This is a genomic window from Nonomuraea soli (assembly GCF_013761175.1).
Lineage (GTDB): Bacteria > Actinomycetota > Actinomycetes > Streptosporangiales > Streptosporangiaceae > Nonomuraea > Nonomuraea soli.
In genome coordinates, this window is sequence record NZ_JACDUR010000001.1 from 1,333,978 (window position 1) to 1,348,903 (window position 14,926).

15 protein-coding genes are annotated in these 14,926 nt (G+C 70.4%); 6 read left to right on the top strand and 9 right to left on the bottom strand.

What is annotated here, in order from left to right:
• Positions 1-2 precede the first annotated feature (2 nt).
• From HNR30_RS06315 to HNR30_RS06335, 5 genes are all read right to left on the bottom strand, one after another.
• On the bottom strand, positions 3-1,646 hold the full coding sequence (locus HNR30_RS06315) for a spherulation-specific family 4 protein (protein ID WP_181608667.1): 1,644 nt from the start codon (positions 1,644-1,646) through the stop codon (positions 3-5).
• A gap of 16 nt (positions 1,647-1,662) precedes the next feature.
• Positions 1,663-2,466: a carbohydrate ABC transporter permease gene (locus HNR30_RS06320; protein ID WP_181608668.1), complete on the bottom strand. Its 804-nt coding sequence runs from the start codon at positions 2,464-2,466 to the stop codon at positions 1,663-1,665.
• Positions 2,459-3,412, bottom strand: coding sequence for a carbohydrate ABC transporter permease (locus tag HNR30_RS06325; RefSeq protein ID WP_181608669.1), 954 nt, complete (start codon positions 3,410-3,412; stop codon positions 2,459-2,461). Before HNR30_RS06325 ends, HNR30_RS06320 begins: the two co-directional genes overlap by 8 nt.
• Position 3,413: 1 nt before the next feature.
• The gene (locus HNR30_RS06330; RefSeq protein WP_181608670.1) at positions 3,414-4,679 is read right to left on the bottom strand and encodes an ABC transporter substrate-binding protein; all 1,266 of its coding nucleotides are present in this window, start codon (positions 4,677-4,679) and stop codon (positions 3,414-3,416) included.
• A gap of 76 nt (positions 4,680-4,755) precedes the next feature.
• Positions 4,756-5,898 carry an ROK family transcriptional regulator gene (locus tag HNR30_RS06335; protein ID WP_181608671.1) on the bottom strand — a complete coding sequence of 381 codons (1,143 nt, stop codon included), beginning with the start codon at positions 5,896-5,898 and terminating at the stop codon, positions 4,756-4,758.
• A gap of 75 nt (positions 5,899-5,973) precedes the next feature.
• Between HNR30_RS06335 and HNR30_RS06340 the strand changes: the two genes are divergently transcribed.
• The 5 genes from HNR30_RS06340 to HNR30_RS06360 all read left to right on the top strand — a co-directional run bounded on the left by HNR30_RS06340 (position 5,974) and on the right by HNR30_RS06360 (position 9,469).
• Positions 5,974-7,233 carry a Gfo/Idh/MocA family protein gene (locus HNR30_RS06340; protein WP_181608672.1) on the top strand — a complete coding sequence of 420 codons (1,260 nt, stop codon included), beginning with the start codon at positions 5,974-5,976 and terminating at the stop codon, positions 7,231-7,233.
• Between the two features lie 157 nt (positions 7,234-7,390).
• Complete coding sequence (locus HNR30_RS06345) at positions 7,391-8,266, top strand: MarR family transcriptional regulator (protein ID WP_181608673.1); 876 nt, start codon at positions 7,391-7,393, stop codon at positions 8,264-8,266.
• Between the two features lie 45 nt (positions 8,267-8,311).
• On the top strand, positions 8,312-8,716 hold the full coding sequence (locus tag HNR30_RS06350) for a roadblock/LC7 domain-containing protein (RefSeq protein ID WP_181608674.1): 405 nt from the start codon (positions 8,312-8,314) through the stop codon (positions 8,714-8,716).
• Between the two features lie 28 nt (positions 8,717-8,744).
• Entirely contained in the window at positions 8,745-9,185 is a 441-nt protein-coding gene (locus HNR30_RS06355; RefSeq protein ID WP_181608675.1) for a hypothetical protein, read from the top strand.
• Positions 9,186-9,256: 71 nt separating this feature from the next.
• On the top strand, positions 9,257-9,469 hold the full coding sequence (locus HNR30_RS06360; RefSeq protein ID WP_181608676.1) for a CsbD family protein: 213 nt from the start codon (positions 9,257-9,259) through the stop codon (positions 9,467-9,469).
• 60 nt (positions 9,470-9,529) lie between these two features.
• Here HNR30_RS06360 and HNR30_RS06365 read toward each other — a convergent pair whose 3' ends face one another.
• From HNR30_RS06365 to HNR30_RS06375, 3 genes are all read right to left on the bottom strand, one after another.
• Positions 9,530-9,712, bottom strand: coding sequence for a hypothetical protein (locus HNR30_RS06365; protein WP_181608677.1), 183 nt, complete (start codon positions 9,710-9,712; stop codon positions 9,530-9,532).
• A gap of 109 nt (positions 9,713-9,821) precedes the next feature.
• The gene (gene pruA, locus HNR30_RS06370; protein WP_181608678.1) at positions 9,822-11,447 is read right to left on the bottom strand and encodes an L-glutamate gamma-semialdehyde dehydrogenase; all 1,626 of its coding nucleotides are present in this window, start codon (positions 11,445-11,447) and stop codon (positions 9,822-9,824) included.
• A 2-nt stretch (positions 11,448-11,449) separates the two neighbouring features.
• Complete coding sequence (locus HNR30_RS06375; RefSeq protein WP_181608679.1) at positions 11,450-12,349, bottom strand: proline dehydrogenase family protein; 900 nt, start codon at positions 12,347-12,349, stop codon at positions 11,450-11,452.
• Between the two features lie 77 nt (positions 12,350-12,426).
• Here HNR30_RS06375 and HNR30_RS06380 point away from each other — a divergent pair, with 77 nt between their 5' ends.
• Positions 12,427-13,473 carry a PucR family transcriptional regulator gene (locus HNR30_RS06380; RefSeq protein ID WP_181608680.1) on the top strand — a complete coding sequence of 349 codons (1,047 nt, stop codon included), beginning with the start codon at positions 12,427-12,429 and terminating at the stop codon, positions 13,471-13,473.
• Here the strand turns inward: HNR30_RS06380 and HNR30_RS49070 are convergent.
• Complete coding sequence (locus tag HNR30_RS49070) at positions 13,461-14,906, bottom strand: AAA family ATPase (RefSeq protein WP_181608681.1); 1,446 nt, start codon at positions 14,904-14,906, stop codon at positions 13,461-13,463. The genes HNR30_RS06380 and HNR30_RS49070 overlap by 13 nt on opposite strands.
• Positions 14,907-14,926: the final 20 nt, after the last annotated feature.

The following is a 14,926-nucleotide window of genomic DNA, read 5'->3' on the forward strand; positions in this document are numbered from 1 at the left end:
CGCTACCCCACCTCGACGATCGTGCTGTAGGCCTCGGGCGAGCTGCCCGAGCCGTGGAAGAGCACGCGGTGCGGGCCCGCGTCGCCGCGCGGCACCCGCCAGACGTACAGGTCGTCGGCCGAGGAGACCAGCGGGCTGGGCCCCTCGACGGGCGTCCAGTTCCAGCCGGTGCCGGTGTGCCGGTAGTACCAGCCGTTCTCGATCAGGTAGTCGGCGCCGATGCCCTGGACCCCGAAGCCGGTGGCGGCGTCGGCGTCGAGGTCCACGTAGACGTGGTGGAAGTCGAACGGCAGCGTGTACTGCGCGCGGTAGGTGACGGTGTCGCCCTCGATGGAGCCGGAGGCGTCGGTGATCGGCTCGCCGCTGGGCAGTGGCGTGGTCACCGTGAGCGGCCCGGCCGCCGGTGAAAGGTTGCCGCTCGCGTCGCGGGCGGTGACGGTGAACGTGTACGTCCCGCCCGGCGTCAGCCCGCTGACCGGGATCTGCGTCGTACCCGCCGGCAGCCGCAGCAGGGTGCGGCCGTCGAGCGCCACGTCGTAGGAGGCCGCGTCGGCCACCGCGTCCCAGGCCAGGCGGACACTCGCGACCTTGACCTGCGACGGGCGCAGGTTCGCGGGCGCGGCGGGCGCCGCCGCGTCGGCCGCCCTGGTGGAGATCTGGACGGCGCGGCCGAGCTCGGAGGTGTTGCCCGCCGCGTCGCGGGCGCGCACGGCCACGGTGTGCCGGGCGCCCGGCAGCAGGTCCCGCACGGTGACGGCAGGCGTACGGCCGGCCGTACCGGTGACGCGCAGCCCGTCGACGTAGACGTCGTAGCCGACGGCGTCACGCACCGGGGGCCAGGCCAGCGTCAGCGAGGTGGAGGCGCGGGCGAGCGCCACCGGCGCCGGCGGGCGGCCGGGCGGACGCGTGTCGGTGGAGCGGGCCGCGGCCAGCTCGGACTCCCAGTAGTCCGGCAGAGTGTCCCACGGATTGGCCAGCACGTCCGGGGTGACGTAGATGAAGCCCGCCCCGCGCTCCTTGCCCAGGCGCATCGCGTCGGCCATCTGCTCGGCCGTGGAGGTGGCGTGCACGAGGTGCCAGAACCGGCGCGGATCCCGGCCGCGGTGCCAGTCCGGCGGCTGCCAGGTCCGGTAGGTCTCGTAGGTGCCCTCGAAGGTCAGGCTCACGTCGCCGATGTCGGCGTAGCAGTCCTCGGTGCCGATGCCCGGGTTGATGACGGTGAACGCGCCCCGGTGCAGGCTCTTGACCGAGCGGTCCAGCCAGCGATACGTGCCGGCGTACTGACAGACGTTCTGCACCTCGTCGAGGAAGACCCCGCCCAGGCCGTGCTCGCCGTACAGCCGGTACCAGGTCGCCACGTCCTGCTGCGCCTGGGCCAGCCAGGCGGCGTCGGTGGTCTCGCCCAGCCGGGTGGCGCGCCCGGTGCTGCCGAGGTAGCCGGTGGCGACGTAGCCGAGCACGGTGACGCCCTTGTCGCGGGCCCGGCGGATGGCGGCGGCGTAGCTGGGGTCGAAGTCCTTGCCGGGGCCGGAGAAGGGGTTGGCCACCACGACGGAGGCCTGGTCGAGCTGGTCCCAGAGCGGGCCCGGGTAGAAGTAGGCGGGCACGGCGATTCCCTGGCCGCTCGCGATGGAGACGGCCAGCATGATTTTCCCTAACATTTCAGCCCTTGATTCCGGTGTGGGCGATGCCCTGGATGAACTGGCGCTGCAGGAACACGAAGACGGCGATCACCGGCAGCGAGGCCAGCAGCGAGCCGGCCATGAGCACGGGGTAGTCGGTCTGGAACTGGCCCTGCAGCGAGGCCAGACCCGCCGAGAGGGTCATCTTCTCCGGGTCGGTGTTGACCACCAGCGGCCAGAACAGGTCGTTCCACGACCACAGCAGCACCAGAACCGCCAGCGCGACCAGGCCGGGACGGGCCAGCGGCAGCATGATCGACCAGTACACGCGCACCGGTCCCGCGCCGTCGAGGCGGGCGGCCTCCTCCAGCTCCTTGGGCAGGCTCATGAAGAACTGCCGCAGCAGGAAGACGCCGAACGCGCTGAACAGGCCGGGCACGATGAGCGCCTGGATGCTGTTGAGCCAGCCGAGATCGGCCATGATCTGGTACTGCGGGATGACGAACAGCTGCGGGGGCACCATCAGCACTGACAGGAACACCCCGAAGATGACGTTCTTGAACGGGAAACGCAGCCGGGCGAAGGCGTAGGCGGCCATCGAGCACAGCAGCACCTGCCCCGCCGTACGGCCCACCGCCATGAGGACGGTGTTGAGGAACTGGTCGCCGAAGGGCAGCAGGTCGAACATGCGCCCGTAGTTCTCCCACCGGCCGCTCGGCAGCAGGCTGGGCGGCACCTGGGTGGCCTCGCTGAGCGTCTTGAGCGAGGTGACGATCTGCCAGGCGAACGGCGCGACCATCACCAGCGCGGCCGGGATCAGGACCGCGTGGACACGCTTAGCCATAGTGCACCCACCTGCGCTGGAGCCGGAACTGCAGGACGGTCAGCGCGATGATGATCACCAGGAGCATCATGACGATCGCCGCCGCGTATCCGCGGTCGTTGGTGACGAAGGCGCGGTCGTAGAAGAGCTGCACGACCGTCTGGAGCCGGGGGAAGGCCGGGTTGGCCCGCGCCGCGGCGCCGGAGCCGCTCATCACGTAGACCAGGTCGAACAGCTGCAGCGAGCCGATCACCGACACCACCGAGACGAAGAAGGCGGTCGGTGACAGCAGCGGGACCGTCACCTTGAAGAACTGCCTGATCGGCCCGGCGCCGTCGATGGCCGCGGCCTCGTAGTACTCCTTCGGGATGGCCTGCATGCCCGCCAGGAAGATGATCAGGTTGTAGCCGAGGCTGCTCCACACCCCCACGACGACCAGCGCGTACAACGCGGTCGCCGGGTCCGACACCCAGTTGGGCCCGTCGAGGCCCACCAGCGCCAGCAGGTGGTTGATCAGGCCGTAGTCGCCGTTGTAGAGCCAGCGCCACACCATGGCGATCGCCACCGGCATGGTGACCACGGGCAGGAAGAACAGCGTGCGGTAGGCGCCGACGCCGCGCAGGCCCTTCACGTTGAGCAGCGCGGCGAAGACGATCGCGAGCGGGATGGCGGCCAGGCCGAGCGCGGTGTAGAGCAGCGTGTTGCGCAGCGCCTGGCCGACCTCGGGATCACCGGCCAGCCGCAGGTAGTTGTCGAAGCCGGTCCAGGTGTGCCCGCCGAACGCGCCCCACTCGGTGAGGGAGAAGTAGGCGGTCTGCAGCACCGGCCACAGGTAGAAGACGGCCAGGCCGAGCCCGGTGGGCGCGATGAAGGCCAGCCCCCACAGCGCCTCGGAGCGGCGGCTCCTGTCCTTCCCCTTCACGGGCGCCGCGTGCGCTGCGCCCGATCGGGTGGTGGTGAGCGTCATGTCATTCCTTGGCGAGCAGGTCGTTCATCGTGGCGGCCAGCGTGGCGGCCGCCTGCTCGACGGGCACCTCCCCGGTCCAGGCCTTGGTGAGCTGGGTCAGCTCGGCCTCGTTCCACGCCGCGGTGTTCTTGGAGACCGGGAACGGCGCGGCGTAGGAGACCGCGTCGAGGAAGGTCTGCAGTTTGAACTCGGGGTGCGCGCCCACCCAGTCGCCCTGGGTGCCGGTGTAGGCGGGGATCGGGCCCTTCTTGCCCAGCAGGTCGGCGGCCTGCTTGGAGCCCAGGAACTTCACGAACGACCACGCCTCGGCCGGGTGCGCGGTCTTGGCCGACATCACGTTGGCCACGCCGTGGATGATGGTCGCCTGCTTCTCACCCTTGGGCAGCGGGGCGACGTCGACCTTGTCCTTGGTGTAGTCGTTGCCGGAGAACTCGGTGACGTTCCAGCTCCCGCCCCAGTACATGGCGATCTTGCCCGCCTCGAACAGCTGCAGCGGGGTGGTGTCGGTCATGGTCTTGAGGTCGGGGGAGTGCTTGGCCGTGATGAGGTCGGTCCAGAACTTCAGCCCGGCGATGGTCTTGGGGTCGTCGTAGCCCGACTTCCTGCCGTCGGGCGAGATCACGTAGCCGCCGGCCTGGGTGATCGTGTTGTACTGGTACTCCTGGAAGCTGCCGAGCTGGGCGGCGGTGCCGTACACACCCTTGCCGGCGTCGGTCAGCTTGGCGGCCGCCTGCTGGAAGTCGGTCCACGTCCAGCCGTCCTTCGGGTACGGCACGCCGGCGGCGTCGAAGAGGGTCTTGTTGTACCAGACGCCGATGGTGTCCATGTCCTTGGGCAGGCCGTACAGCTTGCCCTGGTAGGTGTAGAGATCGACCAGCGGCTTGGGGTAGACCGACGCGTCGACCTGCTCCTCGATCGGCCTGATCACCCCGTTCGAGGCGTAGAGCTGGAAGTTCGGGCCGTTCATCCAGAAGACGTCGGGGGCGGCGCCGCCGGTGGCCGCCGCCTTGAGCTTGGTCCAGTAGTCGGCCCACGGGGTGAGCTGGACCTGGACCTTGACGGTGGGGTTGGCCTTGGAGAACTCCGCGGCCAGCTCCTCCATCACGGGCTTCTGGTTGGCGTCCCACACCGCGTAGGACAGGGTGACCGGGCCGCTCGCCTCCTTGGGCGCCTGGGTCCCCGCCCCGCTCCCGGTACCGCTCGAACAGGCTGACAGGGCCACGATCGCCCCGAAGACTCCCGCGCCGACGCGCGTCCACTTCCGCATTCCCGGCCTCCTATGAGTGCCCAAAACCTTGGGATAATCATGGGTTCCAGGGAAATTAAGTCAAGCCTCGATTCGGTCACGCGAGGAAGCTGGAGGGGGCGGCGAGCTCCCCAGGGCGGTTCAGAGCTGCGTCGACGTGGTCGAGAGCCAGGCGAAGAGCACCCAGGGCGACCCCTTCGTCGGCGAGCGCGGAGGCCCGAACTTCGGGAGTTCTGATGCATCTTCTGTCGAGTTCGGCGCGCAGGGTCCCCAGGATCAGGTCGGCGGAACGCGAGAATCCGCCGCCGACGACGACCAGTTCCGGGTCGAGGGTCAGCACGAGGGCGGAGGCGCCGACGGCGATGTCCTTGACGTAGCGGCGGATCGCGGCGACGGCCTTGCGATCGCCGTCGCGCGCGGCCTGGAAGATGTTGGTGACTCCCGGGCCGGGTGTCCAGGCCTTCAGATGTTCCTGGGCCCTGATCCATCCCACCTGCGGCAACGCCCCTATCTCGCCCGCGGCGTTGCCGAAACCGCGGTGCAGCTTGCCGTCGATGATCAGGCCGGCGCCCGTGCGCAATCCCGCGAGCAGGAACACCACGTCCTTGGCGTAGCGCGCCACGCCCCGCCACGACTCGGCCAGCGCGGCCAGCTTGCTGTCGTTCTCGACCAGCACCGGTCCCGAGACCCGGCGCGAGACGTGCCCGGCCACGTCCACCCCCGTCCACTCGGGCAGCGCCTCCGACAACATCACCCGCCCGGTGCCGTCGACCAGCCCGGTCGTGGCCACACCTGTCGCCCACACGTCGGCGGTGGAGACCCCCGCCCCGGCCAGCGCCCCGGCGATGGCCCGGTCGACCGCGGCCAGGCGCTCCATGCGCCCCATCGACGGATCGACGCCCACCCGCTCGCTGTGCAGCACCTCGCCGTCGAGGTCGGACAGGAGCGCGAGCACCTTGTGCCCGCCGATGTCCACGCCGAGCACCCGCCCGGCGTCGGCGCGGAAGCGGTAGCGGCGGGCGGGCCGGCCGACGGTGCCGACCTTGAGCTCCGCCTCGGCCACCCAGCCGCGTTCGAGCAGGTCGCGCACGACGTCCTCGGTCGAGGCGCGCGACAGGCCCGTGCGCTGCGCCAGCTCCGTCAAGGTCAGCGCCGACCCGCCGCGCAGCGTGCGCATCACTGTCAGCGCGTTGAGCTGTCGCAGCCGGTGCAGATCGCCGCCGCTGAGTTCCTCGGTCACCGCTTCCCCCTTGAGTCTTGCTCGATCAGACCTTAATAATGATGGAATCCTGAATAATCATGGCGGAAGGATCCCATGTCCGGTGTGACTCTAGCCCTCGTCGGCGCCGGTCTGCGCGGTCAGTCGTACGCGCGTCACGCGGTCGCGGCCAGGAGCGGACGCGTGATCGCGATCGCCGAACCCGATCCGGATCGCAGGCGGGCGGTGGCCGAGGAGTTCGGCGTGCCACCCGAGCGGGTCTTCGCCGACTGGGCCGACCTGGCCGCGGCGGGACGCCTGGCGGAGGCGGCCATCGTCGCCACCCAGGACCGCATGCACACCGCGCCTGCTATCCGGCTGGCCGACCTCGGTTATCACATTCTCCTGGAGAAGCCGATGGCCACCAGCGAGGACGAGGCGATGCAGATCGCCGACGCCGCGCAACGCAACCGCATCATGCTCGCCGTCTGCCACGTGCTGCGCTACACGCCCTACACCCGCCTGCTCAAGCGCCTGCTCGACGAGGGCCGCATCGGGCGGCTCATCAACGTGCAGCACCTGGAGCCTGTCGGCTGGTGGCACCACGCCCACTCGTTCGTGCGCGGCCACTGGCGCAGCCAGGAGAGCTCGGCGCCGATGCTGCTCACCAAGGCCTGCCACGACATCGACTGGCTGATCTACCTGACCGGGCAGCTGCCCGCCCGCGTGAGCTCCTTCGGCAACCTCACCCACTTCCGCCCCGAGGAACGGCCGGAGGGCGCCGCCGACCGCTGCCTCGACTGCTCGATCGAGCCGACCTGCCCCTACTCCGCCAAGCGCCTCTACCTCGGCTGCCTGGGCGATCCCGCCAGGGAGTTCTGGCCGCTCGGCGCGCTGACCGAGAGGCGCGACCTGGAGGGCGTGCTCGACGCGCTGCGCACCGGGCCGTACGGCCGCTGCGTCTACGCCACCGACAACGACGTGGTCGACCACCAGGTGGTCGCCATGGAGTTCCCCGACGGCACCACCTGCTCCTTCACGATGGCGGCCTTCACCCCGATGGAGCACCGCCGCACCCGGCTGCTGGGCACGCACGGCTACCTCGACGGCGACGGCCAGACGCTGCGCCTGGTCGATTTCCGCACGGGGGAGGAGGAGCTCATCGACACCAGTCTCGCCGCCGGGCACAGCGCCGCCGACGGCCACGGCGGCGGCGACGAGGCGCTCACCGCCGCCTTCCTCGCGGCCGTCGCGGGGGGTGATCCGAGCCTCATCTCCTCGGACGCGGTGTCGAGCCTGGCCAGCCACCGCGTCGTCTGGGCCGCCGAGCTCGCCCGCACGACGGGAACGGTGGTCCGGCTGACCGAGGAGGAGTGACAACTACCGGGAAATGCGAATTAAATTCAATTTCCCGCTTTATTGAGAAAGTGGTTGACCGCCCAGCGAGGAAGCCGATTGGATATTTCCCGTGATACCGGAAATTTCCGGTTGATCGGGGGCTCCAATTTCGGGCGTTCTGAGAATGGTAAATGCGTTGACCAGCCCTTCCGGCTTACCGGTGCCCGTCGGCGCCTCGGCCGCGCTGCACCTGCTGCAGGCGCTGGCCAGGGTTCCCGCGGAACGCCTGAGCGGCACGCTGACCGTGACCGGCTACCCCGGTGGCGTCTTCCACCTGCGGGAAGGCTCGGTCATGGCCGTCGAGTCGCCGGGCGCTCCGAGCGTCGCCACGATCCTGCTGGCCACCGGCCGCATCACCGAAGGGCAGTGGGCGGCGGGCTCGGGAGCACTGGCGCCCGAGTCGCTCGCGCGTGCGTCCGTCGGTCCGGCGACGCTCCACGCGATGCAGGCGATGGTGACGCTGGACGGCGCGTTCGCCGTCGCCGCGGGCCGGATCGACGAGGTCGAGCTCATCGAGGGGGAGCCGGCCGCCGGCTGGGACCCGGCTCACGGCGTCGAGCCGGGCGTGCTCCTGGGCGAGGCGGAACGCCGCCTGCGGGCCCTGGCCCTGAGCCGGGTGCCGATCTGCCCCTTCGGTGACCGGCCCCTGCTCGCGGGCCCGGTCGCCGCCTGCGCCAACCGGGCTCGCCGCGAGGTCCTCGAGAAGGTGAACGGCAGGCGCAGCTGCCGCGACATCGCCTTCCTCCTGGGCCGCGGGCTGTACGTCACGACGATGGAGGTCGCCGGCCTGCTGGCCGAGGGGATGGTGAGCCTGCCCGAACCTCCGGGCGAGGATCCGCCGCGGGACGGTGCGGCCCCCGACGTTCACGCCGCCGCGCTCCCGCGCCGTAGCCGGGGTGCGAGCGGTATAAATCGCCCAGAGGTTGTACGAGCCACCTTTCGCCCCCCTTTTCAAGCGAGAATGCGCATTCCGGAAAAAGGGCCTATCGAGCCGGACGAAGCGCCGGAATAGCCGTTCTCCGTTCATTTTTGGCGTTTCTTCTTGGTGGGAGGATTCGTGGCTTCCGACGACGACAGCGAACTGATCGCGGTGATGAGGGCCCTGCGCGAGCAGGTGGTGGGAGTCACCGACGTCGCCGTCGCGACCAGGGACGGGCTGCTGATCGCCGCTGACTCCGGCGAGGAGGTCGACCTGGACCGGCTCGCCGCCCTGGCGGCGGCCACCCTCGGCCTGGCCTCGGGCGGCGGCGCCGCGGTGGACCGGGGCGTGCCCGGCCAGGTGACCCTGGAGTACAGCAGCGGCTACCTGGCCGTGCGGCCCGTCGGCAGTACGGCGCTGATGGTGGTCCTGGGCGACCGCGGGATGGACCTGGCCGGGTTCCGGGCGCACGCGCAGGCCGCGGTCGAGGGACTCGGCACCCTGCTCGCCGCCGAGAAGGTGCACGCGCACACAGACATCTGAGCGGACACGAGAAAGGACCGTGATGAACATGTCCTCCAAATCAGACACCAACGCGGGGCTGAGCCTCAGCGACCGGGTGGGGCTCCTCGTCAAGGACCTGCGGACGGAGGTGCCCGACTGCGTCGCCACCGGGGTCATCGACATGTCGACCGGCATGCTGATGTCGGTCGAGACCGTCGACTCCCACCCGCCGGAGGTGCTCGACATGCTGGCGGCGGCCACGCTGGAGCTCTTCCAGGGCCGCAACGTGACGATGATCGAGAACATCTTCAAGGAGCGCCGCGGGATCGTCAGCGACCGCCACTACTTCCAGGAGATCCTCGTCAACAGCGAGAACCTGGCCCACCTGTTCATGCGCCTCGACAGCGCCGACGACGTGGTCGCGGTGGTGGTGTGCCGCAAGACGGTCAACGTGGGCATGCTCTTCGCCCAGGCCAGGCGGGTCCTGAAGGACCACGGCCGGCTCTGAGCGCCCCGGGGTTTGCCGCCGCGGCTCCCGGATAGCTGAAGGGTCCATGACGCTGGACAGGGAGGAACATCATGGGCCTGGACGACAAGGTGAACAACAAGGCCGAGGAGCTCGGGGGCAAGGTCAAGGAAGGCGCCGGCCGGGCCACCGGTGACGGGCGTCTGGAGGCCGAGGGGAAGGCCCAGCAGGGCGAGAGCAAGCTCAAGCAGGCCGGGGAGAAGATCAAGGACGCGGCCAAGAACGTCAAGGACGCGATCACCCCTGATCACAAGGACCGGCGCTAGCGGGTCACCGCGGCGAAGGGGGCGGCATCCTCACCGGATGCCGCCCCCTTCGTCTGCCTGTCACCTGGACCAGGGGCGCTCGTTCACCCAGATCACCGCAGCGAGGATCAGCCCGGCACAGCCGGCGAGGATGACGCCGGTGGCGATGTCGATGTCGACCGGGCGCAGCGCGATCCCCGCCACGAGGAGGACCGCGCCCAGGCCCAGCGACCAGCGCAGGATCTTCTTGTCGAGGCCGCTCACCTTGGCTCCGCATCGTGCTCGTGAATCGGGCGTCCCATTGAAGCACGACCCAGGCACGACGGCGGACGGCACCCTCCCTCGGTGCCGCCCGCCGTACGAATCTGGACGATCAGCCCATGTGCGGGTAACGGTGGTCCGTCGGCGGCACGAACGTCTCCTTGATCGTGCGGGCGTTGACCCACCGGATCAGGTTGAAGATCGACCCCGCCTTGTCGTTGGTGCCCGAGGCGCGGGCGCCGCCGAACGGCTGCTGGCCGACGACGGCCCCGGTGGGCTTGTCGTTGATGTAGTAGTTGCCCGCCGCGAAGCGCAGCCGCTCGGAGGCGGAGGCGATCGCGTGCCGGTCCTGCGCGATGAGCGAGCCGGTCAGGGCGTACGGCGAGGCGGACTCCATCTGGTCGAGCACCGCGTCGAAGCTGGCGTCGTCGTAGACGTGCACGCCCAGGATCGGCCCGAAGTACTCCTTGACGAAGATCTCGTCGGTCGGGTCCTGGCCCAGCAGGATCGTCGGCTTGACGAAGTAGCCGGCCGAGTCGTCGTAGGAGCCGGTGAGCACCTCGATGCCGTTGGTCGCGCGGGCCCGGTCGATGGCCGCCTTGTGCTTGGCGAAGGCGCGGTCGTCGATGACGGCGCCCATGAAGGTCGACAGGTCGGCGGCCACGTCGCCCACGGTGAGCGACTCGGCGGTCGAGACCAGCTCGTCCTTGATGGCCGACCAGAGCGAGCGCGGCACGTAGGCGCGCGAGGCGGCCGAGCACTTCTGACCCTGGTACTCGAAGGCGCCGCGGATCAGGGCGGTGGTCAGCACGGCGAGGTCGGCCGACGGGTGGGCCAGCACGAAGTCCTTGCCGCCCGTCTCGCCGACCAGGCGCGGGTAGCCCTTGTAGCCGGTGATGTTCTCGCCGATCGTGCGCCACAGGTGCTGGAAGGTGGCGGTGGAGCCGGTGAAGTGCACGCCGGCCAGCTCCGGATGGGTCATGGCGACCTCGGAGACGGCGGCGCCGTTGCCGGTGACCAGGTTGATGACACCGGGCGGCAGGCCCGCGGCCTCCAGCAGGCGCATGGTGAAGTGCGCGGCGAACTGCTGGGTGGGCGACGGCTTCCACACCACGACGTTGCCCATGAGGGCGGCCGACGTCGGCAGGTTGCCGGCGATGGCGGTGAAGTTGAACGGCGTGATGGCCAGCACGAAGCCCTCGAGCGGCCGGTACTCCATGCGGTTCCACACGCCGGGGGAGGAGATCGGCTGCTCGGTGTAGAGCTGGCGCGCGTACTGCACGTTGAAGCGCAGGAAGTCGATCAGCTCGCACGCGGCGTCGATCTCCGCCTGCTGGGCCGACTTCGACTGGCCCAGGACCGTGGCGGCGTTCAGCGTCTGCCGCCACGGGCCCGCCAGCAGGTCGGCCGCCTTCAGGAAGACCGCCGCGCGCTCGTCGAATGCCAGCGCCCGCCAGGCGGGGGCCGCGCGGAGAGCGGCGTCGATCGCGGACTGCACGTCCTGGGCCGTAGCGTCGTTGGTACGGCCCAGCACGCTGCTCGTGTTGTGCGGCTGCACGACGTCGATCGCCGCCCCGCCGCCCATCTTCTCCACGCCGTCGATCGTCATCGTCAGGTCGATGGCGTTGCCCGCCAGCTCCTTGATGCGGTTCTCCAGCGCGGTGCGCTCCGCGCTGCCCGGCGCGTAGCCGTACACCGGCTCGTTGACCGGAGCCGGGACGTTGGTGAAGGCATCCATGATCACTTACCCCCAAGGGCACGAAGGAAGAAGGCGACGTTGGCCGGGCGCTCGGCCAGGCGGCGCATGAAGTAGCCGTACCAGTCGTCGCCGTAGGGCACGTAGACACGGACCGTGTGCCCGGCGGCCGCCAGGGCCTCCTGCCGGTCGGTCCGGATGCCGTACAGCATCTGGTACTCGTAGTCGCCGAAGGAGCGGCCGAAGCGGTCGGCGAGCAGCTCGGTGATCGAGATGATCCGATCGTCGTGCGTGGCCACCATGGGGTAACCCTTCCCCGCCATGAGGATCCTCAAGGCCCGCACATAGGCCTTGTCGACGTCGTTCTTGTTCTGGTGGGCGACCGAGGCGGGCTCGCGGTAGGCGCCCTTGACCAGGCGCACCCGCGAACCCTCACCCGCGAGGTCGCGCAGGTCGCCCTCGGTGCGGTGCAGGTAGGCCTGGATGGCCACGCCCGTCTGCGGGAAGTCCTTGCGCAGCTCGGCCAGGATGCCCAGCGTCGAGTCGACGGTGGTGTGGTCCTCCATGTCGAGGGTGACCATCGGGCTGGCCGCGCAGATCTCCCGCGCGTGCTCCAGCGCCATCTTCTCGTCGAAGGCCTGGCCCACGGCCGACAGCTTGACCGACGCCTCGGCGCTGACCCCGGCCTCGCGCAGCGCTCCCATGAGCGTGATGTAGGCCTTGGCCGTCGCGGTGGCGGCGGCCGAGTCACGCGTCTCCTCGCCGAGGTGGTCGACGGTGACGGCGAGCTTGGCGTCAGCCAGGCGCTGGATGGCGGTGACCGCCTCCTGGGTCGTCTCACCTGCCACGAAACGATCGACGACCTTGCGCGTGAGCGGCATGCCGGACACCGAGCGGCGTACCAGCGTGCTCCGCGAGGCGGCGAGCAGAAGTTGACCGAGCATGTAACCAAGCCTAAAGGCCCAGTTCAGAGCGCATCCATCGACGTCCGTAACGCGGGATGTGGCATGCTGTCATACAAATGCTCAACACCCTTCAGCTCCAGGAGACCGTCGACGAAATCGCCCGCGTGCTCGGGGCTTCCGCGACCCTGGAAGATCGATCGTTCCGCCTGCTGGCGTACGGCGCGCAGCACGGCGAGCTCGACGCCGTGCGCCAGGAGTCGATCCTGCGCCGCGCCGCCTCGCCCTGGGTGCGCGACTACTTCGAGAGCTTCGGCATCGTCAAGGCGGAGGGCCCGGTGCGCATCCCGGCCACCCCCGACCTCCAGGCGCGGATCTGCTGGCCGCTGCGCCACAAGGCGGTGACCTACGGCTACCTGTGGCTGCTCGACTCCGGCGCCCTGCCCGATCTGCAGCAGATCGCGCCCCTGGTCGAGCGCACCGCCGCGCTGCTGGCCCAGGAGGCGCGCAGCCGCCGCGAGCAGGGCCGCGAGCTCGACCTGCTGCTGTCGCCCGACCCGGAGGAACGTTCGGCCCTCGACCTCAGGGGCCCGGTGACCGCGATCGCCGTCCGCGAGTCCGACCGGGTCGCGGCGTTGTGGACCCTCCCGCGCGAGGTCCTGGCCCGCGCGGGCTCGCCCGTCGCGCTGCTGGCGCCCTCGCACCTGGCCGTCGAGGTCGCCCTGACCGTCCAGAGCAGGTACGGCACCGCGGCCGGCCTGGGCGCCCCCCGCCAGGAGGCCTCCGACGCCTGGCAGAGCTGGCGCGAGGCACGCCACGCGCTGCGCATCGCCGAACACTTTCCCCGCTTCGCCCCGGTGGCCCGCTGGGACGACCTCGGCGTGCACCGGCTGCTGGCCCGCCTGTCCACCGCCGACCTGCGCGAGCTGTCGTCGTTCGTGCCGGGCCTCGACCCCGAGCTGGCCGCCACCGTCGAGACCTACCTCGACCTCGGCGGCCACGTGCAGAAGGCCGCCGCCGAGCTCGGCATCCACCGCCAGACGCTCTACTACCGCCTCGGCAAGGCCGAGAAGGTGCTGGGCCGCGACCTCGACGACGGCGACGACCGGATGGCCGTCCATCTCGGGCTGAAGGCCGCACGCCTGCTCGACGGTCAGCCCCGGTAGAAGCGGCCGCCCTTCACCCGGACCGGCCCGGGCATCGGCGGGCCCACCGCCAGGTCCAGCGGCTCGGCCGTGCTCTCGCCCGACCCCAGCAACACGCGCGTGAGCGCGGCCCGGTCGTCCGTCATCTCCCGCAGCGCCTCCAGCAGGCGCGGACGCGACCCCTCCCGCAGCCCGGCCAGGACCGCCCGCCTGACCAGTTCCTTGAAGAACGAGGCCGTCACGCCCTCGGTGGCCTCCACCACCGCGTCGAGGTCGTCCGTCAGATCCAGCTCCTGCCCGTACAGGCGCAGCAGTTTCGCCCGCGCCTGGGCGTCGGGCTTGGGCACCTCGACCGCCAGATCCACCCGGCCCGGCCGGTCGGCCAGGGCCCGCTCCAGGACCTCCACCCGGTTGGTCGTCAGCACGAAGGTGACGTCGGCGTCGGAGCCGACCCCGTCCATCGCGTCGAGCAGGCTGAACAGCAGCGGGTTGCCGTCGGTGCCGAAGCTGCGGTCGTGGGCCACCAGATCGACGTCCTCCAGCACCACGACCGCCGGCTGCAGCCGCCTGGCCAGCGCCGCGCCCTCGGCGACGAAACGCATCGCGGCGCCCGTCATCACCACGACCGTGACCTCGGGCAGGCGGCCCATCAGGTAGCGCACGGTGTGCGTCTTGCCGGCGCCCGGCGCGCCGTACAGCAGCAGCCCCCGCTTGAGGTGCTGGCCCAGGGCCCGCAGGGCGTCGGCGTGCTCGGCGATGCCCACCACGTGCCGCTCGATGGTCTCCAGCACCCCTTCGGGCAGGACGACCTGCTCGGAGCCGAGCGAGGGCCGTGGCACGAAGCTGACGAGCTTGTTGCCGCGATGCTCGGAGAAGCCGAAGGTGAGGATCTGCCCCTTGAAGACCTCGTGCTCGGTCATCAGGCGCTGGATCTCGTCGCGCGTGGCCGTGGCGTCGGCCCGGGAGCGCGCCAGGATCTCGATCCTGCAGCCCTCCATGCCGAACTGCTCGGCCGGGCCGCGCATCACGAGCACGACGGGCGCGCCGCCGGGCGCCTGGGAGAGCACGAACCCGAAGGTGACGACCTCGGTGGTCGCGTCGGGGCCCACCGCCGCCGTCGCGTAGTCGACCGAGCCGATCTCGAAGCGGTCGAGCCGCCGCTCGGCGATGGTCAGCATGTCGATGGTGTCCTGGTGCTGGCGGCCCTGACCTGCCAGGCCGAACCACTGCGCGCCGTCGCCGAGATAGGCGTCGACGCCCCGCTGCAGGTTGACGTGCTCCCAGACCGGGAAGGTCTGCGTGACCACCACCAGGTGCTTCAGGCCGCAGCCCACGTGACCGATGATCCTGGTGACGATCTCCGACGGCGGTTCCGACTCGTCGATGACGATGTGGGCCCGCTCCAGCACTCGCTTCAACGCCAGGGCTAACGACCTGGCTTCGTCGGTCTCCATGCGGCCACCCTGGCACACGG